Consider the following 25030-nt stretch of genomic DNA (forward strand, 5'->3'; position numbering starts at 1 on the left):
GGCTGTCTGGGGGGGAGTACGAAAAATCGGGGTGAACTTCTGATAAATCGCTGACTTCTATAGTTTTGCTGGGCCAGGCAACAAAAAAATCATACGAAATCGTTCGGAAAAGGAAGTTTCTAGTGAAGCGACTATTCTGCTTGGCCGCGATTGCGGCCGCATTAATGGGGCACACCTTGACTGCGCAGGCGGCAGGTGTGGAGTTCGCGGTTGGTCAGACCAGCGATTCGACCATGACGTATCGACTGGGCATGCAATTCGATTGGGACCAGAGTTGGTGGCAGAGCGACGTGGGTCGCCTGACCGGTTACTGGAGCGGCGCATACACCTATTGGGAAGGCGACGAGAAATCCAGTAACCACAGCCTGTCGTTCTCGCCTGTGCTCGTTTATGAATTTGCCGGCCAGAACGTCAAACCCTACATCGAGTTCGGGATTGGCGTGGCGGCGTTTGCCAGCACTGAAGTCGAAAGCAACGATCTGGGCAGCGCCTTCCAGTTTGAAGACCGCTTTGGATTCGGTTTGCGCTTTGCCGGCGGACATGAAGTCGGGGTTCGTGCGACGCACTATTCCAACGCCGGGATCACCACTCCGAACGATGGTGTAGAGAGTTACGCATTGCATTACACGATGCCGTTGTAACTGCTTAATACACACCAATGTGGGAGCGGGCTTGCTCGCGAAAGCAGTGGATCAGTCGACACTTTGATCGACTGATCTGACGCTTTCGCGAGCAAGCCCGCTCCCACATTGGTATTGGGACAACTTCAAATTAGCGATACGCCGTTGAAATCCCCAGGCGTTCGTCGATGCACTCCGGTGCGCCCATCTCGAACTCCCGGCAGATCAGCGGACGTTTTTCGTAGATGGTGCACATCATCGTGTTGCGATCCAGTGCGGCACACCAGCCGTCGTCCAGACGCAGCATGACTTCCCCGCCCCAGTCATCGGTATCGATGAACCGTTCAGGCACACCCGTGTCGGTGATCAGCATGACTTCGAGCTGGCAGCAGCAGGCTGCGCAGGTCGAGCACGTGACTGCGGGTTCCGCGATTTGCGTATGGGGGATGGTTTTCATGCCGCGCAGTGTAAGGCAGTCGTCGGGTGCTGTGTGAAAGGTCTGACGGACGCCCAAGTATCGGAGCGTCCGGGATACCACTGCCGATGATGGCGATTTTCACGGCTGGTCCTTGATCGGGGGCTGGCTGCGCACCATGCGTTTACCGATCTCCAGTTTCACTTGGTCCGGCCGTTTAGAGAGCGGCCAGAGGGCGGCCATGAACGCAGCCGGGAAAGCGATTTCCAGCGGGCGGTCCTTGAGCTTTTCGAAGATGTGCCGCGCGGCTTTCTCCACCGGCCAGCTCAAGGGCATGGGAAAGTCGTTTTTCGCCGTCAGCGGCGTTTCGACAGACCCGGGGTTGATCACCGTGAGTTCTATGCCTTCAGGGGCCATGTCGATGCGCAGGGATTCGAACAGGTAACGCAGCCCGGCCTTTGAGGTGCCATACGCTTCTGTCTCGGGCAGCGGCAGGTAAGTGACCGTACTGGCCATGGCTACCATATGTGGTGCGGTGCCGGCACGCAGCAAAGGCAGGGCGGCGTCGATGCAATAGCTACTGGCCAACAGGTTGGTACGCAACACGTGCTCGACAATCGACGCATCGAACTGCTTGGCATCCACATACTCGCTGGTGCCGGCATTGAGTATCACGGTGTCCAGCGAGCCCCAGTCCTCGGCAATCTGCTCGCCGATCTCGCGCACGGTCTGGCTGTTGGTCAGGTCACCGGCCACAACCAGCACTTGCCCGGGATAGCGTTGCGACAAGACTTTCAACTGCGCTACCGATCGCGAACTGACGGCCAGGTGCGCACCGGTTTTCAGGATTTCTTCAGCCAGGGCGGCACCGATGCCGCTGCTGGCGCCGGTCAGCCAGTATCGTCGTGAGAGCGTACGACTCATCCCAATCTCCTTTTAAGCCAAGCCAGCCCGACCCAATACGGGTAAACATTTATAAAGCAGAGCCCCGGCATCGAGGTAATCCCGGTGGCGGCAATTCATGATCCAGCGGCGGCGTATTGCCGTGACGGCAGATTTTTGAACGCCGTCAACGCACGCGTACGGGATGTGCTCAAGTCGACGATCGGTGAAGGGTAATCCACCCCACCAAACAGGCCGCCGAGATTGGCGGGGTTGTGCACGTCTTTTTTATTCAGCCCTGCCAGCTCCGGCAGCCATTGCTTGATGAACACACCTTCGGGATCGAATTTTTCCGATTGGCTCAGCGGGTTGAAGATCCGGAAGTAAGGCGCCGAGTCGGTGCCGGTGGAAGAACTCCATTGCCAGCCACCATTGTTCGCCGCCAGATCGCCATCGATCAGGTGACGCATGAAAAAGCGTTCGCCTTCGCGCCAGTCGATCAGCAGGTTCTTGGTCAGGAACATCGCCACCACCATGCGCAAGCGGTTGTGCATCCAGCCGGTGGCCAGCAGTTGGCGCATGGCGGCGTCGATGATCGGCAAACCGGTGCGCGCCGTTTGCCAGGCGGCCAGTTCATCGGGAGCGTTGCGCCAGGCCAGCGCTTCGGTTTCCGGGCGAAACGCGAGGTGCCGGGACACTCGCGGGTAGCCCACCAGGATGTGTTTGTAGAATTCGCGCCACAGTAGTTCGTTGATCCAGGTGACGGTGCCGGTGTTGCCGCTTTCGAACTCGCCCTGATTGCTGTTCAACGCGGCGTGCAGGCATTGGCGTGGAGAAATCACCCCGGCGGCAAGATAGGCCGAGAGCTGACTGGTGCCGGGTTTTGCCGGGAAGTCGCGTTCGTTCTGGTAGTGGTCGATCTGCGTTTCGCTAAAGCTGTCCAGGCGGCGCCGGGCTTCGGTTTCGCCGGCCGGCCACAGGCTGCGCAGGTGATCACCGGGTGTTGCGAAACCCTCGACGCTCAAGGGGATCGCATCGCTGGCAATGTTCAGCGGCGCTTGTTTGTACGGCGCGCGGACCAGGCCGGGCAGCGAGTGATGCAGTCGCTCGTAGCAGACTTTGCGGAACTGGCTGAAGACCTGAAAGTAAGTGCCGGTCCGGGTCAGCACGCTCCCGGGCTTGAACAGCAATTGATCGAGGTAGCGGTGAACTTCGATGCCTTCGGCCTGTAGCGTCCGGGCGACCGCTGCATCGCGACGGGATTCGTGGATGCCGTATTCCTCGTTGAGGTGCAACGCGTCGACCTGCCACTGCCGGCACAAGTTCAGCAATACGCTGGGCGCGTCATCCCAGCGGGGGGCCTGGCGGATCAGCAGGGGAATGTTCAGTTGAGCCAGTTCGCGGCTCAGTTCGCGCAGGTTACGCAGCCAGAAGTCCACTTTGCAGGGCGCATCGTCGTGTTCCAGCCATTGCTCCGGACTCAGCAGGTACACCGCCACGCAGGGGCCACGAGCCGCGGCGGCCGAGAGGGCGGTGTTGTCGTGTAGACGCAAGTCGCTGCGCAGCCAGATCAATTGCATAGAGGAATCCACGCGATTCATTTAAATCAGCCCGCGCTGAACGAGTGCCTGATGTGCCGACAATGGATCTTCGGCCAGGTACAAGTCAGCGATCTCGGTGGTACTGGCGGACAACTCGGCGTGATGGATGCACACCGTGGGTCCGGCAATCATTTTTGGGCAACCGACACCTTTGAAAAGTTTCGGCAGTTGCGCCAGGTTCATGGCCTTGCTGGAGTACAGCAAAACCCCGCGGGGTTGCAGCAGTTCGACCGCCAATGCCAGTTCGCCGACAGGCAGCGGCCCGTCGAAGACCTCCACTGGGCAATCCGCACTGCTGATCAGCCAGGCCGTGAGCCACATCTGAGGCTCCATGGGCAGGTCCGAGTGGTTGATCAACAGCATTGGCGCGGTGCGCAACTGACGATTGTTATGGTAGATGCGCGCACCGAATTTGCTGCGTAGCCAGGCACAAAAAAAGCCCCGTTCCATCTGTGCACCGAATTGGCCTTGCCAGCGTTGCTCCAGAGCGGTCAGCAAAGGCATCAGCAATTGCGCGCACAGGGTTCGCGGCGGATACAGCGCCATCGCCTGATTGACGTTGTCATCCAGGGCGCGTTCCTGCAGTCCGCTGACCGCCTGCAGCAACGTTAGCAGCAAGGTGTGCCAATCGTTGTCGACGGGTTCGCTGAATACTTGCGGTGTGTCGAGCAATTCCTTGACCTGGCTGACGGCGACGCCACGGTTGAGCCAGGTGAGGATGGCCTGGATACGTTGTACATGATCGGGCGAGAACAGCCGATGCCCCTTGGGTGTGCGTTGCGGCACGATCAGACCGTAGCGCCGCTCCCAGGCGCGCAGGGTCACGGCATTGACGCCGGTCAGGCGCGCCACTTCACGGATTGGCAGCCAGCCTTCGTCCAGCGCCTTTTTAAAGTCATCGCCGAGGTCTTCGCGGGCGCTGGTGTCGAGTGTTTTTTTCATCAGATGGCGTTTCGCAGGCTGAGGTTTTCCGGGTGCGGTTGCAGATAGACCTGCTGTGCGATGTACGGATCGGGGTGTTGGCGAAAGTGATGTTTGAGCAGCGTCAGCGGCACCACCAGCGGCACGATGCCTTGGCGGTACTGACTGATCAGCTGTTGCACTTCCTGCTTATCTTCGTGGCTGATGGCTTGTTTCAGGTAGCCACTGAGGTGTTGCAGGACGTTGGTATGGGTGCGGCGGGTGGCGCATTTTTTCAGCGCCGCCATCAATTCGCTGAAATAGCGGGGGCCCAGTTCCTGCGGATCGTTTTTGCCCATGCTGCCCAGCAGGTGGCCCAGGGTTTTGTATTGCACCGGGTTGTGGGCCATCAGCAGGTATTTGTAGCGTGAGTGAAAGTCCGTGAGGCCGCGCCGGGTCAGGCCTGCCTGGCGTAGCTGCTGCCAGGCGCTGTAGGCGAATACGCGGGTGAGGAAGTTTTCCCGAAGCACCGGATCGTTGAGCCGGCCGTCTTCCTCCACCGGCAGGTCCGGGTGCAGCAGGCAGAAGGCACGGGCGTAGATCCCGCGACCGCTGCTCTCCGCTCGTGTGCCGTTGGCGTGGTAGACCTTGACCCGCTCCAGGCCGCAGGACGGGGAATTTTGCATGAAGATATAACCGCAAATATCCCCCAGCTGCGCTGCCATGTCCCGGCCGTAGGTGGCCAGCGGTTGTGTCACGTTCAGGTTGTGATCCAGGGTTCCCACGGCTTCGGGTTGATCGGCACCACTCACCAGTCGAATCGGTTGGCGGGGTACGCCGAGGCCGATGGCCACTTCCGGGCAGACCGGGATGAAATCGAAATGATCAGTAAGGGTACGGCTGCACAGCCGCGATTCCTTGTGCCCGCCGTTGAAGCGCACATCGAGCCCCATCAGGCAGGCGCTGATGGCTATTTTCGGTTTGACGGGGGCGTGGGACATCGGAGCACCTCGAATCTGAACCTGTACAAACATTTGTGTCTGTACAAGATAACTTCATCATAGATTCGAAGTTATACAAGTCAAATTTTTTGTATAGGTTTTTTGGTGCAAATGCCCCCTGTAGGAGCTGCCGAAGGCTGCGATCTTTTGATTTTGTTTTTCAAGACCAAAAGATCGCAGCCTTCGGTTCATTGCAGGTGTTCATGTAAGCGGCGGGCGGCTTCCTGACCGCTTAGCCAGGCGCCTTCAACGCGTCCGGACAGGCACCAGTCGCCACAGGCGTACAGCCCCAGGTCAGCATCGGCCAGGGTGCCCCATTCATGACTGCTGGCGGGGCGGGCGTAGAGCCAGCGGTGGGCGAGGCTGAAGCTCGGCGCGGGCATGGAATCGTGCAGCAGTTCGGCAAACGCGCCGTGCAACTGCTCGATCACCGCTTCCTTGGGCAGGTCGATGTGTTGTCGGCTCCAGGCACTCGTGGCGTGCAGCACCCAGGTGTCGAGGGTGTTGTCGCGCCCGGGTTTGCTGCGGTTGCGGGCCAGCCAGTCGAGTGGGCTGTCCTGTACGAAGCAGCCTTCCATGGGCGTTTCCAGCGGCGTTTCGAAGGCCAGGGCGATGGCCCAGGTCGGGTCCATTTTCACCCCGGCGGCAGCCCCCGCGAGTTTCGGTGCCGATGCCAGCAGAGCCGTGGCCTGCGGCGCCGGAGTGGCGATGACGACGTGACTGAATGGTCCATGGGTGAAGCCCTCGGCGTCCTGCAGATGCCAGTGTTCTTCCCCGCGATAGACCTCGGTGATCCGGCAGGCGAAATGCACTTCAAGATCGCCGAGCAGGGCGCGGGTGATGGCGCTCATGCGGGGCGTGCCAACCCAGCGGGTCTGCTCGTCCGGCGACAGGTTGAGCTGGCCGCCATGGTAGGTGTACAGCTGCGGCGTCCACTCGGCGACCCAGCCCCTGGCCTGCCAGCGCTGGACTTCCGTGACAAAGCGACGGTCGCGGGCAGTGAAATATTGCGCGCCCATATCCAGCGCCCCCGCATCGCTGCGCTTGCTCGACATGCGCCCGCCGCTACCGCGGCTTTTATCGAAAAGTTGAACCACGTACCCGAGGTCCGTCAGGGCCTGGGCGGCGGAGAGACCGGCAATGCCGGTGCCAATGATTGCGATAGGTACAGTCATAGGGGCCTCGTTTACCTTTCTGTACAGACTACGCCGGGGTTAAAACCTGTACAATATTGTTTTTTGGTATAACTTTTAGCGTTCTCGTTCTGACAGCTTGGCCTATTGTTAACCATAGAGCCTGCTCGATACCAAAGATCCCTGCTTATAAAAATAGACTAGTGGACAGGGTAAAACGCCACGCGAGGAAGAAGTCATGCACATATTGCTGACCGGCGGTACTGGTTTGATAGGACGTCAGCTCTGCCGGCACTGGTCGGGGCAGGGCCATCGCCTGACAGTCTGGAGTCGCAAGCCTGAAAAAGTCGCGAAAACCTGTGGTGCCCAAGTGCGTGGAATTGCCCGGTTGGAGGATCTGGGGCAGGAGCCGGTGGACGCGATCATCAATCTGGCCGGAGCGCCGATTGCCGACCGGCCCTGGACCCACAAGCGTAAAGCCCTGTTGTGGAGCAGCCGGATCACGCTGACAGAAACCCTGCTGGCGTGGCTTGAGCGTCGCGAGCAGAAACCCCGGGTATTGATTTCCGGTTCGGCTGTCGGCTGGTATGGCGACGGTGGCGAACGCGAACTGACCGAGGACTCGGGGCCGGTCAGCGAAGACTTCGCCAGCCAGTTATGCATCGCCTGGGAAGAGACCGCGCAGCGGGCTGAAGCGCTGGGCATCCGCGTCATCCTCATTCGAACCGGGTTGGTGCTGTCGGCCGAGGGCGGCTTTTTGTCGCGGCTGTTACTGCCCTTCAAGCTGGGGCTGGGAGGGCCGATCGGCAACGGCCGGCAATGGATGCCCTGGATTCATATCGACGATCAAATCGCTCTGATTGATTTTCTTCTGCATCGCAACGAGGCCAGCGGTCCCTATAATGCGTGCGCACCCAAACCGGTGCGCAACCGCGAGTTTGCCAAGACGTTGGGCAGCGTACTGCATCGCCCGGCCTTCATGCCGATGCCGGCCTTCGCCTTGAAGGTGGGGCTGGGCGAGTTGTCCTTGCTGTTGCTGGGCGGCCAACGGGCCACGCCGGTTCGCTTGTTACAGGCGGGTTTCACTTTTCAGTTCACGGATTTGCGCGCGGCTCTGGATGATCTGTCCGCTCGCCTTTGAAATAGGATGTTGCATGACCGATCACGCGTTGCTTCTGGTCAACCTGGGTTCACCTGCCTCCACCTCGGTGGCGGATGTGCGCAGCTACCTCAATCAATTTCTGATGGACCCGTACGTGATCGACCTGCCATGGCCGGTGCGGCGCCTTCTGGTATCGCTGATCCTGATCAAGCGCCCCGAGCAGTCGGCCCACGCCTATGCCTCGATCTGGTGGGACGAGGGCTCGCCGCTGGTGGTGCTCAGCCGTCGCCTGCAACAAGCCATGACTGCCCAGTGGCAACACGGCCCGGTCGAGCTGGCGATGCGCTACGGTGAGCCTTCGATTGAGTCAACCCTGGTGCGCATGGCTGCGGCGGGGCACAAGCGGATAACCCTGGCGCCGCTTTATCCACAGTTCGCCGACAGCACCACCACCACGGTGATTGCAGAAGCCAAGCGCGTGCTGCGCGAAAAAGGACTCGATCTGCAACTGTCGATTCTTCAGCCATTTTATGATCAACCGGAATACATCGACGCATTGGTCGCCAGCGCGAGGCCACATTTGCAGCAGGACTACGATCACTTGCTGCTGAGCTTTCACGGATTGCCGGAGCGGCACCTGACCAAGCTCGATCCGACGGGGAAGCATTGCTTCAAGAATGAGGATTGCTGCAAGAACGCATCGCCAGTGGTTTTAGCCACCTGCTATCGCGCGCAATGCCTGCGTACGGCATCGGAGTTTGCCAAGCGCATGGGCTTGCCGGAGGGCAAGTGGTCGGTGTCATTCCAGTCGCGCCTGGGACGCGCCAAATGGATCGAACCTTACACCGAGGCGCGCCTCGATGAGTTGGCCAAAAGCGGCGTGAAAAAGATTCTGGTGATGTGCCCGGCGTTCGTTGCCGATTGCATCGAGACACTGGAAGAGATCGGTGATCGCGGCAAGGAGCAATTCCGCGCGGCGGGGGGCGAGGATCTGGTGCTGGTGCCGTGCCTCAACGATGACCCGCATTGGGCGCGGGCGTTGAGTGCGTTGTGCGAGCGCGCTCCTTTGGCACTTTAAAAGCATCGCCGGCAAGCCGGCTCCTACCGTGTTGTGATCGACGTGTAGGAGCCGGCTTGCCGGCGATGGCGTCTTCAGCCGCAATCAAGGACCATGGATCAGATCAGCGGCTCATTCGCCTTCTTGTGCTTCCAGCTGTCATTGCCCGGCAGGATCAGGTTCAAGCCAATCGCCACCACCGCGCACAGCGCGATGCCTTTGAGGCCGAAGTCGTCCGGCCCGGTGCCGGTGCCGATCAGCACGCCACCGATCCCGAACACCAGGGTCACCGACACAATCACCAGGTTGCGCGCCTCGCCAAGATCGATCTTGTGGCGGATCAACGTGTTCATCCCCACCGCCGCGATCGAACCGAACAACAGGCACAGAATCCCGCCCATCACCGGCACCGGAATGCTTTGCAGCAGCGCACCGAACTTGCCGATGAACGCCAGGCTGATGGCGAAGATCGCCGCCCAGGTCATGATTTTCGGGTTGTAGTTCTTGGTCAGCATGACCGCGCCGGTCACTTCGGCGTAGGTGGTGTTGGGCGGGCCGCCAAACAGACCGGCCGCCGTGGTGGCAATGCCGTCGCCGAGCAGGGTGCGGTGCAGGCCGGGCTTCTTCAGGTAATCGCGACCGGTCACGCTACCCACGGCAATCACGCCGCCGATGTGTTCGATGGCCGGGGCCAAAGCCACCGGAACAATGAACAGGATCGCCTGCCAGTTGAATTCCGGCGCAGTGAAGTGAGGAATGGCGAACCAGGGGGCCGCAGCGATCTTCGCGGTATCGACCACGCCGAAGTAGAACGACATGCCAAAGCCCACCAGCACGCCGGAGATGATCGGCACCAGGCGGAAGATGCCCTTGCCGAAAACCGCAACGATCAGTGTGGTCAGCAGCGCAGGCATCGAGATCATCATCGCCGTCTGGTAATGAATCAATTCACTGCCGTCACCGGCCTTGCCCATGGCCATGTTGGCGGCAATCGGTGCCATCGCCAGGCCAATCGAAATGATCACCGGCCCGATCACCACGGGCGGCAGCAGGCGGTCGATGAAACCGGTGCCTTTGATTTTCACCGCGAGGCCGAGGAAGGTATAGACGAAACCCGCCGCCATCACGCCGCCCATGGTCGCGGCCAGGCCGAACTGGCCCTTGGCGAGAATGATCGGGGTAATGAAGGCAAAGCTCGATGCCAGGAACACCGGCACCTGACGCCCGGTGACGATCTGGAACAGGATCGTCCCCAGGCCGGCCGTGAACAACGCCACGTTCGGGTCGAGACCGGTGATCAGCGGCATCAACACCAGGGCGCCGAAGGCCACGAACAGCATCTGTGCACCCGACAGCACCGTGCGCCAGAGCGGATCGTTGAACTCTTGCTGCATGGTCACGCGTCCTTCTGCTTGGTGCCGAAGATCTTGTCACCGGCGTCGCCCAGCCCCGGGATGATGTAGCCGTGTTCGTTCAGTTTTTGATCAATGGACGCGGTGTAGATGATCACGTCCGGGTGAGCCTTCTCGACCACGGCGATGCCTTCTGGCGCAGCGACCAGCACCATGGCGCGGATGTCCTTGCAGCCGGCTTTTTTCAGCAGGTCGATGGTTGCAACCATCGAGCCGCCGGTAGCGAGCATCGGGTCGATGATCATGGCCAGGCGTTCGTCGATTTCCGGCACCAGCTTCTCGAGGTAGGTGTGGGCTTCGAGGGTTTCCTCGTTGCGGGCCACGCCCACGGCGCTGACTTTGGCGCCCGGGATCAGGCTGAGCACGCCTTCGAGCATGCCGATGCCGGCACGCAGGATCGGCACCACGGTAATTTTTTTGCCGGCGATTTTCTCGACCGACACAGTGCCGCACCAGCCATCGATATCGTAGGATTCCAGCGGCAGGTCTTTGGTGGCTTCATAGGTCAACAGGGCACCGACTTCCTGAGCGAGCTCACGGAAATTCTTGGTGCTGATGTCTGCGCGGCGCATAAGGCCAAGTTTATGACGGATCAGCGGGTGGCGGATCTCATGGATGGGCATGGGGAAAGGCTCCGGCGGCGGGCAAAAAAACCGGCCTAGATTAATCTATCCGAGGGTGTTGTCCTATAGACATACAGTACGTTAGTCCACAAACGCTTGATCTGGCCTCGCTTGATGCGTACCTTTGCCCGCTTTTCCTGAATCCGCCATCCCCTGGAGAGCACCATGTCCGCTGATCTCGAGCATATCCGTCAAATCATGCGAGAGGCTGACTGCCTGTACACCGAAGCTGAAGTCGAGGCGGCCATCGCCCGCGTCGGTGCACAAATCAACGATCAACTGGCGGATTCCAACCCGGTGGTGTTCTGCGTGATGAACGGCGGGTTGATTTTCTCCGGCAAGCTGCTGACCTATCTGCACTTCCCGCTGGAAGCGTCCTACCTGCACGCCACCCGCTATCGTAACGAAACCAGCGGCGGCGATCTGTTCTGGAAAGCCAAGCCGGAAGTTTCCTTTATCGACCGTGACGTACTGATCATCGACGACATCCTCGACGAAGGTCACACCCTGGGCGCGATCATCGACTTCTGCAAACACGCCGGTGCCCGCAAAGTGCACACCGCCGTGCTGATCGACAAAGACCACGACCGCAAGGCCCGTCCGGACCTCAAGGCCGATTTCGTCGGTCTGCCGTGCGTCGACCGCTACATCTTTGGTTACGGTATGGACTACAAAGGCTACTGGCGTAACGCCAACGGGATTTTCGCCGTTAAAGGAATGTAAGACATGGATACGCCGCGTTTTCTGGATCAGACCTTGTTCGCCGAGCTGGCCGGGAAAGCCGCGGCCAATCCTCGTGGGCGCCAACACCACAATTTCCATCAGATGGAAGACGCTTGCCATCGCATGGCGGTGGGGCTACAGCCGTCCACGTATATCCCGCCACACCGGCACTTGGGTGACAACAAGGCCGAAACCTTGCTGGTCCTCAAAGGCCGCCTCGGTGTGTTGATTTTCGACGAAGCTGGCGCCGTGCTGAGCAAGACAGTTCTGCAGGCCGGTGGCGACTGTGTGGGCGTGGATCTGCCAACTGGCGTATTCCACGGCTTGGTGGTGCTGGAAGCCGATAGCCTGATGTTCGAATGCAAGGCCGGTCCTTACCGCCCTGTCGGCGAGGGTGAACTGGCTCTCTGGGCGCCGCGCGAAGGCGAGCCGGGTGTTGCCGAGTATCACGCCTGGATGCGCGCTCAATTCGATTGATGTGCGCCACCTGTAGGAGCGAGCTTGCTCGCGATGGACGTTAACGATAACGCGTGTTTACTGGCTAAACGCGGCGTTCTTAAGTGCATCGCGAGCAAGCTCGCTCCTACAGGGGGGGGCGGTGTTCACAGACGTTTTTTTACACCCATGCTAGAGTGCCCGGCCCCGATTCCGGAGCCTGCCATGAGCCCTTTTATCCGCAGCAGCGCCGCCCTGTTGCTGACCCTCAGTCTGCCTCTGGCCGCCGCCCCGGCGCCCATGCACAGTCAATTCCTGCCGCCGGACGACCTCACTCTGCGCGCTGCTGATCCCGAGCAGCAGCAACTGATGCAGGTCACCGATTATTCGGTGGTGGTCGGCGCTCAGCGTCAATCCACTCAACAGCCGATTCCGATCACTTCGCCCTTGCTGATTCGTCTCAAGGGCAAATCCCTGAACAAGGGCGCTACCATCAGTCAGGTGCTGGTCAATTTCGATGGTGAAAGCAAAAGCCTGAAGAAGCCGGTTTACGACGAGCCGAGCAAGACCCTGACCCTCTATTACCCGCTGGCGCAATACCGGGTGGTGATCGACTTGCTGCGCAACGACACGGTGTATTGCCAGTTTCTCAGCTACGCCAATGGCCATGTCTGGGCCGATCTGCACACCGGCAGCACTCGTGCGCGTTGAGCCCTGTGCCTGCGCGGGGGTAAACTGCCCGCCCCGTGAAATGTCTGCGAGCTGGAGTCGGCAATGCGTAAAGATAAAAAACAAGTGATTGGTGACGAGATCGGCGATGAGCAGATCAAGTTGTTCCTCGATTTCGAACCGGTCGACGCGACTTCTCCGTCCCTGCACAAACTGGTCAAGGCCTACCGTGGCCTGCGCATCGACGATTTCGAGCGTTTCCTGACGTTTTTCGTCGAAGCCGGTTACGACGTGAATGGCAAGGATGAGCACGGCAATGACTTTGTTGCCCTGATCAAGGACCAGCGCAATGCGCCGGACTACATCGAGTTGATCGAGAAGGTTCGCGGCTGACTCTCACCTGTAAGGAGCCGGCTTGCCGGCGATGGCGTCCCTGAGAACGCGATCGCCGGCAAGCCGGCTCCTACAAAAGGCATAAAAAAACGCCCCGCTCTCAATGAGAACGGGGCGTTTTTCATGGAGCCGAATCAAGCGTAGCTTTCGGTCTCGCTGCTGGCTTCAACCAGTTCCAGGGCAACGTTGTTCTGCGTGTTGATCTTGCGATACAGCGCAGCGTCGGTTTCCAGAACCTTCTCCCGGGCCGGGAAGATTTCTGCCAGTTTACCAGCCCATTCGCCCTTGGCTTTGCTCGGGAAGCATTTCTCGATCAGCTCGAGCATGATCGAAACAGTCACCGATGCACCTGGCGAAGCGCCGAGCAGTGCCGCCAGGGAACCGTCCTTGGCCGCGACCAGTTCGGTACCGAATTGCAGGATGCCGCCTTTTTTCGGGTCTTTCTTGATGATCTGCACCCGTTGGCCGGCCACTTCCAGGCGCCAGTCTTCGGCTTTCGCCTCGGGGTAGAAGCGACGCAGGGACTCCAGGCGCTGCTCCATCGACTGCATCACTTCGCTGACCAGGTACTTGGTCAGGTCCATGTTGTTTTTCGCCACGGCCAGCATCGGGCCGATGTTGCCGGCGCGAACCGACAGCGGCAGGTCCATGAAGGAGCCGTGCTTGAGGAACTTGGTGGTGAAGCCGGCGTACGGTCCGAACAGCAGGGACTTCTTGCCATCGACCACGCGGGTGTCCAGGTGCGGCACGGACATTGGCGGTGAACCTACGGCAGCCTGGCTGTATACCTTGGCCTGGTGGTGCTTGACCACTTCCGGGTTGTCGCAGCGCAGCCACTGGCCGCTGATCGGGAAGCCGCCGAAGCCTTTGCTCTCTTCGATGCCCGAGGCTTGCAGCAGCGGCAGTGCCGCGCCGCCAGCGCCGAGAAAGACGAATTTGGCGTCGACTTCACGGGTGTTGCCGCTGTTGACGTCCTTGATGCTGACGGTCCAGCCGCCGTTGCTGCGCTTGAGGCCGGTCACGCGCTTGCAGTACTTGACCTGGGCATCGGGTGCGCTGGTCAGGTGTTTGAGCAACTGGTTGGTCAAGGCGCCGAAGTTGACGTCGGTACCATTGATCACGCGGGTGGCGGCAAGGGTTTCGCCGGGGTCGCGCCCAGGCATCATCAATGGCATCCACTCTGCCATTGTCGCCTTGTCTTCGGTGTATTCCATGTCGGCGAAAGCGTGGTGCTTGCTCAGCACCTTGAAACGTTCCTTGAGGAAGGAAACGCCACTTTCACCCTGCACGAAACTCAAGTGTGGCACCGGGCTGATAAACGACTTGCACGAGCCGAACGTGCCTTTTTTGGTCAGGTACGACCAGAACTGCTTCGACACTTCGAACTGGGTGTTGATGTGCACGGCTTTCTTGATGTCGACGGCGCCATCGGCTGCCTGCGGCGTGTAGTTGAGCTCACACAGCCCGGCGTGACCGGTACCGGCGTTGTTCCACGGGTTGGAACTCTCCGCGGCACCGGAATCCATCAGCTCGACGACTTCCAGCTTGATCGCGGGGTCGAGCTCTTTGAGCAGCACTGCAAGGGTGGCACTCATGATGCCGGCCCCAACCAGTACTACGTCGACTGCTTCGTTATGCGCCATTTAACGCGTCTCCAAAATCTGCAGCACCAAATTGTCGGCATGGCTGCCAGGCGTTCCGGGGCGTGTCAGTGTGGCCCCAGGGTATTCATGGCAGTATCGCCATGTCCGAATCTTCGCAATTTATCGCAACTTCGACGGACGCTACCTGCCGGGTCTAATAAGAGCCCTATGGACTCATTTCAACGTGCGACTGGCAATTCGACTTATGGTCGATACATCCGTTTGTGCAACCAAATCCGTAGCGGACAGGCTTCAGGCTCCGGTGTTCGAGGAATACTCGGTCCTGTGTCGTTGGGCTGTTGTAGACGCTAATGGTGCATGTTCAGACGCAAAACTATTCATTTGCTCGCCACACTCTTGTGAAGTTGTGAAAACCCGTTTTTTTCACGCTCTTTTGAAGACGTGAACCTCAAAAAGGGCTGTCCCAGCCTGGCACCGTGCCCGGATGGATTGCCGCCATGGGATACAGGGCAGGCAAAACGGGCAAACAGCTCAGTGACCGAGCGTAATGACAGCTCTGCAGATTCGCGAAAAGTGGAGGTTTTGCTCAACAAAACAGCAAGCGCGCCAGCTTCACTCGATCTGTGTGGGCGGCTCTCTGTGGGCGGAGCGGGGTGTCAACACAAGCGCATTGACGATGCTGCGAGGCCCGATCAGGAGACGTCCTTATAATCGGGGGGAGATTGTATCTAAGAAACGCAGGGAAATGGTCGTGTTTTATGACTTTTATTAGGTGTTTGGTCAGGTCGTCAGCAGTTGCTGTGCACGCGAGCGTGGTTGGTGCGGTTGCGAAACGACGCGGGCGCCGGCCGGCAGCGGCTGATTCAGCCAGTTCAGGCGGACTTCCTCGATTTCAACCCAGCCATCTCCCATGGGCTGCAAGCTGCACTGCTTGAAGGCCTGGCAGTGGCCGTTGCGGTCGAGCAGGGCGAAGCAGCGGTGCAACGGGCGTGGCGCGAACAGAGAGATCAGATGGCGCATGGTGAAGTACCGTGTGGGGATTGCCAGAAGGTTGCCTGTAGGCCATTACGTGCAAGTGTAGGAGTGGTGACATCTGTGTGACATGAACTGCAATCCCCAGGGTTTGTCAGAGATTTCATCAAACACTGTGAGGTGCTGGTTCCCCGCAGTGGCGCACCGCTATACTGCCGGCCTGTTTGTGCCTGATTCTGGAGAGAAGAGCATGTTGCAACGCCTGTTGTTCGGTTTGATCACTGTGACCAGTTTGACCCTGGTTGGCTGCGCCCACAGCCCGCAACAACTGAGCCCGGAACCCAAGCTGACCGCCCAGTTGGCCCCGGTCGGCCATGGCCAGCCCGTCGTGGTGCGTGTCGTGGACGGTCGCCCGTCGCCGACGCTGGGCACCCGTGGTGGCCTGTACCCGGAGACCAGCGCGATCACCGTGCAGGGCGCGCAGATCCTGCCGAAGCTGCAGGCCCAGGCTGAAGCCGCCGTGCGTCTGTTGGGCTTTACCCCGACGACCAACGCCATGAATGCGCCACAACTGACCGTGACCCTGGCGGAATTGAAGTACCAGTCGCCCAAGGAAGGCATGTACGTGACCGAAGCCACCATCGGCGCGACGTTCCGCTCGGATGTGCAGAACGCCAACCGTCGCTACAGCGGCCGTTATGGTTCGTCCCTGGACCAGCGCTTCGGCATGGCGCCGAACCAGGAAACCAACACCAAGCTGGTCAGCGATGTGCTGAGCGATGCGTTGACCCGCCTGTTCAAGGACCCGACCGTAGGTCAGATTCTGGGCGAGTAATGCGAGCCCCTGTAGGAGCGAGCCTGCTCGCGATGGTCGTTAACGATTACGCGGGAAATCTGATACCCCGCGGCGTCCTCAAGCCCATCGCGAGCAAGCTCGCTCCTACAGGGGGCAAGGAAATCAGGCAGCCTGCGAGTAAAAATCCAGCACACTCACGCCCGTCAGCAAATCCGTTTCCGGTAAATCCGCATGTTGATGCCCACCCAAGGCGCAATACACCAGCCAATGGCGATCCTGAACGTTGAAGGCGAGGCTGCCGACGAGGGTTTGTTGTTCTTCGCTGGGGGTGATGAGGTAGAGACGATCCTGGTTTTCGGCGTGGAGCATGACGTGATCCGTGTCGGTTTTGGGACGCGCATGTTCGCCGATACAGATGACGAAGCCGTGACTCAGGACAGCCATTGATCAAAAGCTTCGTTATTTGTCGGAAACAGAGGGCAGGGGCGCAGGCTTTCGGTAGAATCCGCGCCGCGGTCGCCCGTCCGGCACCTGCTACCTGTTTGACTTGAGGTTCGTGATGTCGCTGCACTTGATGACGCTGTTCACCGCCCATCCCGCCAAACTGATCAATCTGCTGGCCTTGCTCTTTGCCTGCCCGGGCGGCTGGTTGCTGCACACCACCCGTCGCCGCGAACTGCGTGCGATGGCCAGTTTGCAGGCGCAGCGCCAGAGCAGCCCGAACGCAGAACCCACGCTGGATTGGGCGACCTTGCGCATGAACCGGTTTTTCTACATCTTCGGTTTTGCCTGCATGGGGATGGCGCTGCTGGTGTCGTGGATCAGCACTCAGGTCTGAACCTGAAGTAAACCCTGTGGCGAGGGGGCTTGTCGGAACGCCGCATCGCCACAACTGCCCGAACCCGCTTACAGCGGCAACCCTGCCTTCACCCGGTACTGATTGCGCACCGGCGTCGCATATTGCAGCACCAGATATGGACGATGCTCTGGCGGGCAAGCGTCCAGGCGGCGTTGCCATTCTTCCTGGGCCTTGGCCAGTTCTTCGGCCGGGAACATCTCGGCGGCCTTCGGCACCTGCAACTGCGGATCAGCGTCTTTCCACTGCGCGTAAGCCAGGTAGTGCACCGGGAACAAGCGATAGCCACTGAGGATTTGCTTGTCCATCTCGACCGCCAATTGCTTGGTGTCTTCGAACAGTTCGGTGATCGGCGCGGCAAAGTTCACATGCACCCGGCCCTTGTAGCCGGTGATGCCCTTGGCAATGCTCACGTCATCCTCGCCCGGCACCTTGGTGTAGCTGCCGGTGGTGGCGCGGATGTAAAGCTCGCGGGCCTTGGCCTGATCGCAGGGGTCGTACTCGTAGCTGATCGAAACAGGGGTCAGGTTCAGCGACTGAATGACTTCGCCGAACGGCTCGTCCTTGCGGCTCATGTGGAACATCTTGAGGATCGCCGATTCGGTACGGTCGTCACCGTCCTTGGCGCGGCCCTCGGCCTGGGCGATCCAGATCGAGGCGCAATCGTTGCGGATCGAATGGTTGATATACGCCGACAGCAATTGATAGGCCGCCATTTTCTCCCGGCGACCGCTGATCGAGCGGTGCACGATGAAGCTCTTGTTCAGGCGCATCAGGTCGCTGACGAAAGGCTTTTGCAGCAGGTTGTCGCCAATGGCGATGCGCGGGGTCGGCAGGCCGGCGTGGTACACGGCGTAGTTGACGAAGGCCGGGTCCATCACGATATCGCGGTGGTTGGCGATAAACAGGTAGGCGCTGCCGGACTTGAATTGCTCCACCCCGGTATAAGTGACACCGTCGGTGGCGCGCTCGATGGTGTGGTCGACGTAAACCTCGACTTTGTCCTGTAACGTGGCTACACAGGTCACGCCGGCAAACTCACGGCGCAGCCGATGGGCTATAAGAGGTTTGAGCGCCCAGCCTAAAGCGCCGGCAAAACGCGGGAAACGGAAGTGGGTGAGGATATCTAGAAACGCCTTGTCGCCGAGCAGCCGGTCCAGCACCGCTGGGACTTCGCTGTCGTCGTAAGGTCGGATGGCATCGAATTCGCCCATCATGCTCTCTTGTTAGAAACGGCTAGGGTAAGTAAAGGTTTTGTTCGAAAACCGGCGGGGCACGGTCTGAAAAAGTAGCCAGACAAAAATAGCCCTGCAAATAGACCGGCGATTATACGCACAAGTCACCTGGGAGACCGCGATGCTGGAAAACGCACTGTATGAATGTCCGTATTGTGGTGAGGAGGTAGAGACTACTCTGGATTTGTCCGGTGGCGATCAGACCTACATCGAGGACTGTCAGGTGTGCTGCCGGCCGATAACCTTCGTGTTGCAGGTTCATGGAGAGGAATGGCATCTCGAAGTGTTCAGTGAAAACGAATGAGGAGCGTGTATGCAGCGCATCTACGATCCGGAAAACCTGATGGAAGGCGAGTTGCTGCAAGGCATGCTCGCCAGCGAGGGTATCGAGGCGCATCTGGTGGGCCGTGATTTGCTCGGCGGCTCCGGGGAATTGCCGATCTATGGCCTGCTCGGGCTGTCGGTCGAGAACGACCAGGCCGAATACGCCCGCGAGCTGATCACCGCGTACAATGCAGCGCTGCCGCTGTCCGGCGATGAACCGGATAGCTTTCCCGGCACGCTGGTCTGTTAGGCTGGCGTTCGTTTGATCAAGAGCCGTGTTGCCCCATGTGTGGACGTTATGCCCTGTTTCGCTGGAACCCTGCCTTCGCGGCGCTGCCCGGTTTTCCCGCCGACCAGAAGGCGCAGTGGAACATTTCTCCCAACGACTCGGTGTTGATGCTGCGGGCCGAGCCAGACGGCCAGCGCACGCTGGCCCGCGCCCGCTGGGGCCTGACGCCACCCTGGCTGACCGATCTGTCCCGCACTCCGGCCCACGCCCGTGCCGAAACCGTTGCCGAACAACCGATGTTCCGAGAAGCCCTGCGCCTGCGCCGCTGCCTGTTGCCGGCCAATGGTTTCTACGAATGGCGCGGGACGACGCGCAAGCGCCCGTACTGGCTGACACCGGGGGAGGGCTCGTCATTGTTTTTTGCGGCGATCTGGGAGGCGTATCCGGTGCAGGAGCAGGTGTGGCTGAGTACCGCCGTGATTACCCAACCAGCGGCGAGCCAGCGGCGGCCGTTGATTCTTGATGAGGCGGGGCAGGCCGCGTGGCTCGATCCCGAGACGCCGTTGCATGCGTTGCAAGCCTTGCTGGCCAGTGAACCTGCCGCGTTGCGCGAACGGGTGCTGGCCAACATGGTGAATGATCCGAAATTGAATGGGCCGGAGTGTTTGACGCCGGGATGACAGGTTGTCTGTGCTGACACCATCGCTGGCAAGCCAGCTCCCACAGGAATTTGCGGCGTTCATAAAACCTGTGGGAGCTGGCTTGCCAGCGATGAGGCCCTTGAATTAGACCCTGAACTGATTGATCAACCGCCGCTGCTGTTCCGCCAGCTTGGTCAAATCCGCACTGGCCGCACTCGACTCATCCGCACCACCGGCCACTTCATTGGCCACCTGGCCGATGTTGATCACGTTGCGGTTGATGTCGTCCGCCACCGCACTTTGCTCCTCGGCCGCGCTGGCGATCTGGGTGTTCATGTCGTTGATCACCGACACCGCCTGAGTAATGGTCTCCAGTGCTTCGGCGGCCTTCGATGCGTGCAGTACGCTTTCGTCCGTGCGGTTCTGGCTGTCCTCCATGACTCGCACCACATCCCGCGTGCCTTGCTGCAGTTGCTGGATCATGGCCTGGATTTCTTCGGTGGCCTTTTGCGTCTTCTGCGCCAGGTTACGCACCTCGTCGGCCACCACGGCAAAACCCCGGCCTTGTTCACCGGCGCGGGCCGCTTCGATGGCCGCGTTCAGGGCCAGCAGGTTGGTCTGCTCGGCGATCCCGCGAATGGCGGTGAGGATGGCATTGATGTTTTCGCTGTCCTTGGCCAGGGTCTGCACCACGCCGACGGCCCGGCCGATCTCCACGGCGAGGGCGCCAATCGAGTTCGAGGTGTCGCGCACGATCTGCATGCCTTGGCTGGCGGCTTGATCGGCATGGCTGGCGGCCTGTGCGGCCTGGGTCGCGTTGCGCGCCACGTCCTGGGCGGTGGCGGTCATTTCCTGCACGGCGGTGGCGACCTGGTCGATCTCGGCCATTTGCTTGTGTACGCCGGTGTTGGTGCGGATGGCGATGTCGGCGGTGTGTTCCGACGAATCGCTGACGCTCTGCACCGACGTCACCACCTGGGTGATCATCGCCTGCAACTTGGCCAGGAAGGTGTTGAAGCCTTTGGCGATCGAGCCCAGTTCATCGGCGCGGTCGCTGGTCAGGCGTCGGGTCAGGTCGCCTTCACCCTGGGCGATATCGTCGAGCATGGCCACCATCTGCTTGAGTGGGCGGGCGATGCCGTGGCCCACCAGCCAGATCACCAGCAAACCGATACCGGCAATCACCAGGCCGACCATCGCCATGCCGAAGGTGTCGGATTTACGCTGCGCATCCAGGTCGGCCTGGAGTTTTTGCAAGTCGGCCATGACCGCGTTCAGCGGCAATTGCAGCATCAGGGTCCAGCGCGCATCGGTCTGGCCGATGCCGAACGGCAGGTACAACTCGATCCGGCCCTGGGCCTTGTCGACGGTGTAGGTGACTTCGCCGCGCTTGAGATTGGCCATGTTGGCAATCTGCTTGCCGTCGAGGATATCGCTGACTTTTTCGCCGAATTTGCTCGGATCCTTGGTGTAGGCCACGATGCGGCCATTGCCGCCGATCAGGGCCATTTCCCCGGCGCCGCTGTAGAGTTTCTGGTTGGCGCCCAGGAGCATTTCCTGAATGAAGTTCACCGACAGGTCGGCGCCAACGATGCCCTGGAAGGCACCGTTGAGCATGATCGGCTCAATAAAGGAGGCGAGCATGACGATTTTGTCGCCCACCTTATAAGGCGCCGGATCGATCACGCAGGATTTTCCGGTTTCTTTCGAGCACAGGTAGTACTCGCTGGCGCGCACGCCGGTGGACAGGGTTTTCTGGTCATCGACGTCCACCAGTTTGTCCAGGCCCAGGGTGCCGTCGTCGTTGCGGAACCACCAGGGCAGGAAGCGCCCGTTGCTGGCGTCGATGCCGACCACCTGGGTGCCGACGTAGGCCGCATCGTTGTGGTCCAGTGCGTCTTTTTCCCAGCCGATGTAGGTGCCGAGGATCTTCGGGTTCTTGACCACGTTTTCCTTGATCAGGCCGATCAGTTGCTCGCGGCTCAGGCTCAGGGCGGGCTGGCCATCGGCACCCGGCGTGCCGATCAGGGCGTTGACCCGCACCAGTGCGCCGGCGATCAGCAGCGGTGCTTCGAGTTCACGCTGGATCTGGCTGACCTGGGTCTGCGCCAGGGACGTCAGGCGTTGTTCGATGACTTGCTCGAACTGGGCCTGGGTCCGCTCCTGGACCATGTCCTGCGTCCGGGCTCCGGAAAACAGCGCGTACACCACCAGCGCTGCCACGACACTAAGGACAATGGCGCCGGCAAGGGCTGCCACGGAAAACTGGATCGACTTGAATTTCATGGAGGCTCCGCACGCGAAAGGACGTCTGCCCAGGTGTATCGGCAGGGTGTCGGGCGGGCATGAGCGCGAGCCTTGGAAATGGCTGTTTTTGCGTGGCGGAGGTCGCAAATGAATCAATGCGCGGCGTGACGGGCTGCGGCTTGCCCCGGAATGTGAATTTTTTTCTGCATTGATGAGAGCTTTGTCTGAATTGCGCGTCTTATGTCTATTGTATCTGGCGTCGATACCATTCCACGCCTAGGATACCCGGCATGTTTTCAGGGAGTTTTTCGATGAACAAGACATTGGCTCTATGTGCGCTGAGCGCAGGCCTGCTGCTCGCCGGCTGCCAGTCGGTCAATACCACCAGTGGTGGTGCTGTGGGCGTTGAGCGCAAGCAGTACATGTTCAGCATGTTGTCCTCGCAGGAGGTCGACCAGATGTACGCCCAGTCCTATACAAAGACTGTGAGTGAGGCGAGCAGCAAAGGCGTGCTGGACAAGACCAGCAGCGATGCCAGGCGTGTTCAGGTCATTGCCGACCGGCTGATTGCCCAGGCGCCGAACTTTCGTCCGGACGCGGCCCAGTGGAAATGGGAAGTGAACCTGATCAAGAGCAAAGAGCTCAATGCCAACTGTGGACCTGGCGGCAAGATCTTTGTCTACACCGGGCTGATCGACAGTCTTCAACTCACTGACGATGAACTCGCCGCGGTCATGGGCCATGAAATCGCCCACGCCCTGCGCGAGCACGGTCGTGAGGCGATGTCCAAGGCATACGGTATCGAAATGGCCAAGCAGGGCGCCGGTGCGTTGCTCGGGTTGGGCCAGGACAGCCTGGCCCTGGCGGACGCTGTAGCCAACTACGGCATGACCTTGCCCAACAGCCGTGCCAATGAAAACGAGGCGGACCTGATCGGCCTGGAGTTGGCCGCCCGCGCCGGCTACAACCCGAACGCCGCGATCACCCTGTGGAACAAGATGAGCAAGGCCAGCGAAGGTGCTCCGCCGGAGTTCCTCAGCACGCACCCGTCTTCGAGCAGCCGGACTGCGGCATTGCAGGCGGCGATTCCGAAAGTCATGCCGTTGTACGAGCAGGCCAAGAAGTCCTGATAGTCGATAGTCATGCGGTAAGGCTGCTGGCCTCTTCGCGAGCAAGCCCGCTCCCACAATGGATCTCCAGTGCACACAAAATTTGCAGTCAATGGAGATTCAGTGTGGGAGCGGGCTTGCTCGCGAAGAACGATAACGCGGTCTAACGACCTATCGGGTCAAACCCACCCGCTGCTCTGCATCGCCTTGTACACCGCGACAATCGCCAGGATGAAGAACGCCGACGCCGCCAGTCGACGGATCAGGGTCAATGGCAGCTTGTCTGCGGCAAAGTTACCCGCCAGAACCACCGGTACGTTGGCAATCAGCATGCCGGCGGTGGTGCCGATGATCACCAGCCACAATTCCGGATATTGCGCAGCCAGCATCACGGTCGCGATCTGCGTCTTGTCGCCGATTTCCGCCAGGAAGAACGCGATCAGCGTGGTCAGGAACGGCCCGAACTTGCGGGCGGTGCTGGCCTCGTCGTCATCCATCTTGTCCGGCACGAGGGTCCAAAGGGCGGTCGCGGCGAAGCTCGCGGCGAGGATCCAGTGCAGCATCGTATCCGAGAAGAAACTGCCGACCCAGGCACCGACTGCACCGGCGGCCGCGTGGTTGGCCAGGGTCGCGGCAACGATACCGGCGATGATCGGCCAGGGCTTGCGGAAGCGAGCGGCGAGAATGAGCGCGAGCAGTTGCGTCTTGTCGCCGATTTCGGCCAAGGCAACGATTGCTGTGGGAACGAGTAGTGAATCCAGCATCAGGGGGTTTTCCTAAGGGGCGGGTCGACACGGCTATGACACGTACAGCCTTCCCGCCCCGGGTAAGGTGTTCGTGTCATAGGTCTTGTCAAACCCTGCGATCCATCTGATGTGGATGCTTGGGTCGCATGCGCCATGGTCTGAGGACCAAGTATGTTGACGCATGCCGGACGAGCGTGGCGCTCGTGGGAGACTACTCCCCTAGGACGGAGCGGATTCTGCCTTTGCAAAACCCATTCGGCAAGCCTTCTTTTTCAAAAAGGTTTCAGCCGCGTTTTGCCCGGTAAATTCGAAAGCCCTGTCCTTCGGCCTTGATCGCACACACACCAAGATGCTCTTCGATCAGCGGTTGATACTTCAGGAAACTGTTCGCTACCAGGCGAAGTTCGCCGCCGTTTTTCAGATGTTTGGCCGCTTTTCGCAGCAAGTTCTCCGTTGCGAAATAGTCGGTATGCACGCCGACATGGAACGGTGGATTGCTCAAAATCGCACTCAAACCCATCGGCGCGGCGTCGATGCCGTCACCGGTAATCACCTCGGCTTCCAGACCATTGGCAGCCAGGGTCAGGCGACTGCTGGCAGCGGCAAAGGCGTCCACATCCAGCATCGTGACTTGGTTGTGCGGGTATCGACGTTTCACTGCCGCGCCCAGGACTCCTGCGCCGCAACCGAAATCGAGCAAATGACCGCCGGGCAGTTTGTCCAGGTGTTCCAGCAGCAGCGCGCTGCCGCGATCGAGGCGACCATGGCTGAATACCCCCGGCAGGCTGATGACCTTCAGCGGGCCTTCGGCCAGCGGCAGCTCGTAGGTCTGCGCCAGGCTTTCCAGCGGCTTGGCTTCAGGTGCGTTGGCCACGGTGACCTGCCAGAGCTGGCAGTGGCGCGCGCTGTCGAGTTTGCGTGGCTTGCCGAACGGGTTGAGTTGTTTGGCGGCACCTTCGATGCCGCTTTTTTTCTCGCCGACCAGGTACAGCTCGCGGCCGGCCAGCCGCGAGGCGAGGGCGTTGAGAATGTAGTCGGTCAGGTCCTTGGCCTTGGGCAGAAAGACCACGGCGCTATCGAACCCGCGCTCCGGTGCGTTCACGCCAAAGTGGCTGCGCTCTGGGAAGCGGGCGTCCAGCGCGGCCTGGTCGCCGGCGTGCCAGCACCAGCCATGGGCATCGGGCAGGCGGCCCAGCAGGTCGTCGGCGGGCAAGCCGGCCAACAACACCGACCCCTGGAATAACTCGGCTTGGCGAAGCAGTACTTCACTGCGCGGATCCATAACTGCTCCCGTGAAAAAAAGTG

General features: G+C 60.2%; 28 protein-coding genes, 2 pseudogenes and 1 riboswitch. Of the genes and pseudogenes, 13 read left to right on the forward strand and 17 right to left on the reverse strand.

The window, feature by feature from the left end; genetic code table 11:
- Positions 1-122 precede the first annotated feature (122 nt).
- Positions 123-641 carry an acyloxyacyl hydrolase gene (locus AB7M25_RS05240; protein ID WP_429389573.1) on the forward strand — a complete coding sequence of 173 codons (519 nt, stop codon included), beginning with the start codon at positions 123-125 and terminating at the stop codon, positions 639-641.
- A 130-nt stretch (positions 642-771) separates the two neighbouring features.
- Here AB7M25_RS05240 and AB7M25_RS05245 read toward each other — a convergent pair whose 3' ends face one another.
- The 7 genes and pseudogenes from AB7M25_RS05245 to AB7M25_RS05275 form a co-directional block, all read right to left on the reverse strand.
- Positions 772-1077: a YkgJ family cysteine cluster protein gene (locus AB7M25_RS05245; RefSeq protein ID WP_015096814.1), complete on the reverse strand. Its 306-nt coding sequence runs from the start codon at positions 1075-1077 to the stop codon at positions 772-774.
- A gap of 99 nt (positions 1078-1176) precedes the next feature.
- A complete protein-coding gene (locus tag AB7M25_RS05250) occupies positions 1177-1959 on the reverse strand; it encodes an SDR family NAD(P)-dependent oxidoreductase (RefSeq protein ID WP_429519145.1) in 783 nt (260 codons plus the stop codon).
- Positions 1956-2049 (reverse strand): annotated as a pseudogene (locus tag AB7M25_RS05255) (transcriptional regulator); the annotation flags it as partial. The gene AB7M25_RS05250 and the pseudogene AB7M25_RS05255, both read right to left, overlap by 4 nt.
- Positions 2050-2054: 5 nt before the next feature.
- On the reverse strand, positions 2055-3497 hold the full coding sequence (gene phrB / locus AB7M25_RS05260) for a deoxyribodipyrimidine photo-lyase (RefSeq protein ID WP_429519147.1): 1443 nt from the start codon (positions 3495-3497) through the stop codon (positions 2055-2057).
- A gap of 21 nt (positions 3498-3518) precedes the next feature.
- Entirely contained in the window at positions 3519-4460 is a 942-nt protein-coding gene (locus AB7M25_RS05265) for a MerR family transcriptional regulator (RefSeq protein ID WP_429389568.1), read from the reverse strand.
- Complete coding sequence (locus AB7M25_RS05270) at positions 4460-5419, reverse strand: YbgA family protein (protein ID WP_429389566.1); 960 nt, start codon at positions 5417-5419, stop codon at positions 4460-4462. Before AB7M25_RS05270 ends, AB7M25_RS05265 begins: the two co-directional genes overlap by 1 nt.
- Before the next feature lie 188 nt (positions 5420-5607).
- The gene (locus tag AB7M25_RS05275) at positions 5608-6594 is read right to left on the reverse strand and encodes an NAD(P)/FAD-dependent oxidoreductase (RefSeq protein WP_429396944.1); all 987 of its coding nucleotides are present in this window, start codon (positions 6592-6594) and stop codon (positions 5608-5610) included.
- A gap of 196 nt (positions 6595-6790) precedes the next feature.
- Here AB7M25_RS05275 and AB7M25_RS05280 point away from each other — a divergent pair, with 196 nt between their 5' ends.
- Both AB7M25_RS05280 and hemH read left to right on the forward strand, forming a co-directional pair.
- Entirely contained in the window at positions 6791-7693 is a 903-nt protein-coding gene (locus AB7M25_RS05280; protein ID WP_429519151.1) for a TIGR01777 family oxidoreductase, read from the forward strand.
- Between the two features lie 13 nt (positions 7694-7706).
- Positions 7707-8732, forward strand: coding sequence for a ferrochelatase (gene hemH / locus AB7M25_RS05285; RefSeq protein ID WP_429389562.1), 1026 nt, complete (start codon positions 7707-7709; stop codon positions 8730-8732).
- Between the two features lie 98 nt (positions 8733-8830).
- Here the strand turns inward: hemH and AB7M25_RS05290 are convergent, their stop codons facing one another.
- On the reverse strand, positions 8831-10105 hold the full coding sequence (locus AB7M25_RS05290) for a uracil-xanthine permease family protein (RefSeq protein ID WP_095965568.1): 1275 nt from the start codon (positions 10103-10105) through the stop codon (positions 8831-8833).
- 2 nt (positions 10106-10107) lie between these two features.
- Complete coding sequence (upp, locus tag AB7M25_RS05295; protein ID WP_007973856.1) at positions 10108-10746, reverse strand: uracil phosphoribosyltransferase; 639 nt, start codon at positions 10744-10746, stop codon at positions 10108-10110.
- A gap of 165 nt (positions 10747-10911) precedes the next feature.
- Between upp and AB7M25_RS05300 the strand changes: the two genes are divergently transcribed.
- The 4 genes from AB7M25_RS05300 (at position 10912) to AB7M25_RS05315 (ending at position 12966) form a co-directional block, all read left to right on the forward strand.
- Complete coding sequence (locus AB7M25_RS05300) at positions 10912-11469, forward strand: hypoxanthine-guanine phosphoribosyltransferase (RefSeq protein WP_007973854.1); 558 nt, start codon at positions 10912-10914, stop codon at positions 11467-11469.
- Positions 11470-11472: 3 nt separating this feature from the next.
- Positions 11473-11946, forward strand: a complete 474-nt coding sequence (locus AB7M25_RS05305) for a WbuC family cupin fold metalloprotein (RefSeq protein ID WP_429389559.1) — start codon at positions 11473-11475, stop codon at positions 11944-11946.
- 183 nt (positions 11947-12129) lie between these two features.
- The gene (locus AB7M25_RS05310; RefSeq protein ID WP_429389558.1) at positions 12130-12615 is read left to right on the forward strand and encodes a hypothetical protein; all 486 of its coding nucleotides are present in this window, start codon (positions 12130-12132) and stop codon (positions 12613-12615) included.
- A gap of 63 nt (positions 12616-12678) precedes the next feature.
- Positions 12679-12966: a PA4642 family protein gene (locus AB7M25_RS05315; RefSeq protein WP_007973850.1), complete on the forward strand. Its 288-nt coding sequence runs from the start codon at positions 12679-12681 to the stop codon at positions 12964-12966.
- A gap of 134 nt (positions 12967-13100) precedes the next feature.
- Here the strand turns inward: AB7M25_RS05315 and mqo are convergent, their stop codons facing one another.
- Together mqo and AB7M25_RS05325 are read right to left on the reverse strand one after the other, a co-directional pair.
- A complete protein-coding gene (gene mqo, locus AB7M25_RS05320; protein ID WP_429385172.1) occupies positions 13101-14609 on the reverse strand; it encodes a malate dehydrogenase (quinone) in 1509 nt (502 codons plus the stop codon).
- Positions 14610-15350: 741 nt separating this feature from the next.
- Positions 15351-15590: a hypothetical protein gene (locus tag AB7M25_RS05325; RefSeq protein WP_429385170.1), complete on the reverse strand. Its 240-nt coding sequence runs from the start codon at positions 15588-15590 to the stop codon at positions 15351-15353.
- Between the two features lie 202 nt (positions 15591-15792).
- Between AB7M25_RS05325 and AB7M25_RS05330 the strand changes: the two genes are divergently transcribed.
- Positions 15793-16377: a YajG family lipoprotein gene (locus AB7M25_RS05330; RefSeq protein WP_102701910.1), complete on the forward strand. Its 585-nt coding sequence runs from the start codon at positions 15793-15795 to the stop codon at positions 16375-16377.
- Positions 16378-16500: 123 nt separating this feature from the next.
- Here the strand turns inward: AB7M25_RS05330 and AB7M25_RS05335 are convergent, their stop codons facing one another.
- Complete coding sequence (locus tag AB7M25_RS05335; RefSeq protein ID WP_033048315.1) at positions 16501-16707, reverse strand: hypothetical protein; 207 nt, start codon at positions 16705-16707, stop codon at positions 16501-16503.
- 190 nt (positions 16708-16897) lie between these two features.
- On the opposite strand from AB7M25_RS05335, the gene AB7M25_RS05340 reads away from it, so the two are divergent.
- Positions 16898-17176: a hypothetical protein gene (locus AB7M25_RS05340; RefSeq protein ID WP_429561400.1), complete on the forward strand. Its 279-nt coding sequence runs from the start codon at positions 16898-16900 to the stop codon at positions 17174-17176.
- Positions 17177-17244: 68 nt separating this feature from the next.
- On the opposite strand, the gene AB7M25_RS05345 is transcribed toward AB7M25_RS05340, so the two are convergent.
- Complete coding sequence (locus tag AB7M25_RS05345; protein WP_429561399.1) at positions 17245-18408, reverse strand: 1-acyl-sn-glycerol-3-phosphate acyltransferase; 1164 nt, start codon at positions 18406-18408, stop codon at positions 17245-17247.
- Positions 18409-18550: 142 nt separating this feature from the next.
- Here AB7M25_RS05345 and AB7M25_RS05350 point away from each other — a divergent pair, with 142 nt between their 5' ends.
- From AB7M25_RS05350 to AB7M25_RS05360, 3 genes are read left to right on the forward strand one after another with little or no spacing between them, the layout of a single operon-like run.
- On the forward strand, positions 18551-18733 hold the full coding sequence (locus tag AB7M25_RS05350; RefSeq protein ID WP_085715945.1) for a CPXCG motif-containing cysteine-rich protein: 183 nt from the start codon (positions 18551-18553) through the stop codon (positions 18731-18733).
- Between the two features lie 9 nt (positions 18734-18742).
- On the forward strand, positions 18743-19003 hold the full coding sequence (locus AB7M25_RS05355; protein ID WP_007979315.1) for a putative signal transducing protein: 261 nt from the start codon (positions 18743-18745) through the stop codon (positions 19001-19003).
- A gap of 35 nt (positions 19004-19038) precedes the next feature.
- On the forward strand, positions 19039-19662 hold the full coding sequence (locus tag AB7M25_RS05360; protein ID WP_429561398.1) for an SOS response-associated peptidase: 624 nt from the start codon (positions 19039-19041) through the stop codon (positions 19660-19662).
- A gap of 105 nt (positions 19663-19767) precedes the next feature.
- Here the strand turns inward: AB7M25_RS05360 and AB7M25_RS05365 are convergent, their stop codons facing one another.
- Together AB7M25_RS05365 and AB7M25_RS05370 are read right to left on the reverse strand one after the other, a co-directional pair.
- Complete coding sequence (locus AB7M25_RS05365; RefSeq protein WP_371321737.1) at positions 19768-20610, reverse strand: methyl-accepting chemotaxis protein; 843 nt, start codon at positions 20608-20610, stop codon at positions 19768-19770.
- A 12-nt stretch (positions 20611-20622) separates the two neighbouring features.
- Positions 20623-21909: pseudogene (locus AB7M25_RS05370) on the reverse strand (HAMP domain-containing protein); the annotation flags it as partial.
- A gap of 272 nt (positions 21910-22181) precedes the next feature.
- Between AB7M25_RS05370 and AB7M25_RS05375 the strand changes: the two are divergent.
- On the forward strand, positions 22182-23000 hold the full coding sequence (locus tag AB7M25_RS05375; RefSeq protein ID WP_429519154.1) for a M48 family metallopeptidase: 819 nt from the start codon (positions 22182-22184) through the stop codon (positions 22998-23000).
- Between the two features lie 158 nt (positions 23001-23158).
- On the opposite strand, the gene AB7M25_RS05380 is transcribed toward AB7M25_RS05375, so the two are convergent.
- Both AB7M25_RS05380 and AB7M25_RS05385 read right to left on the reverse strand, forming a co-directional pair.
- The gene (locus AB7M25_RS05380) at positions 23159-23743 is read right to left on the reverse strand and encodes a TMEM165/GDT1 family protein (RefSeq protein WP_007972537.1); all 585 of its coding nucleotides are present in this window, start codon (positions 23741-23743) and stop codon (positions 23159-23161) included.
- A 90-nt stretch (positions 23744-23833) separates the two neighbouring features.
- Positions 23834-23958: riboswitch (yybP-ykoY riboswitch) on the reverse strand.
- Positions 23959-24008: 50 nt separating this feature from the next.
- Positions 24009-25007 (reverse strand): methyltransferase, encoded by a 999-nt coding sequence (locus tag AB7M25_RS05385; protein WP_429385162.1) that lies wholly within the window; start codon positions 25005-25007, stop codon positions 24009-24011.
- Between the last annotated feature and the right edge of the window lie 23 nt (positions 25008-25030).

This window comes from Pseudomonas sp. AP3_22 TE3818 (assembly GCF_053628995.1).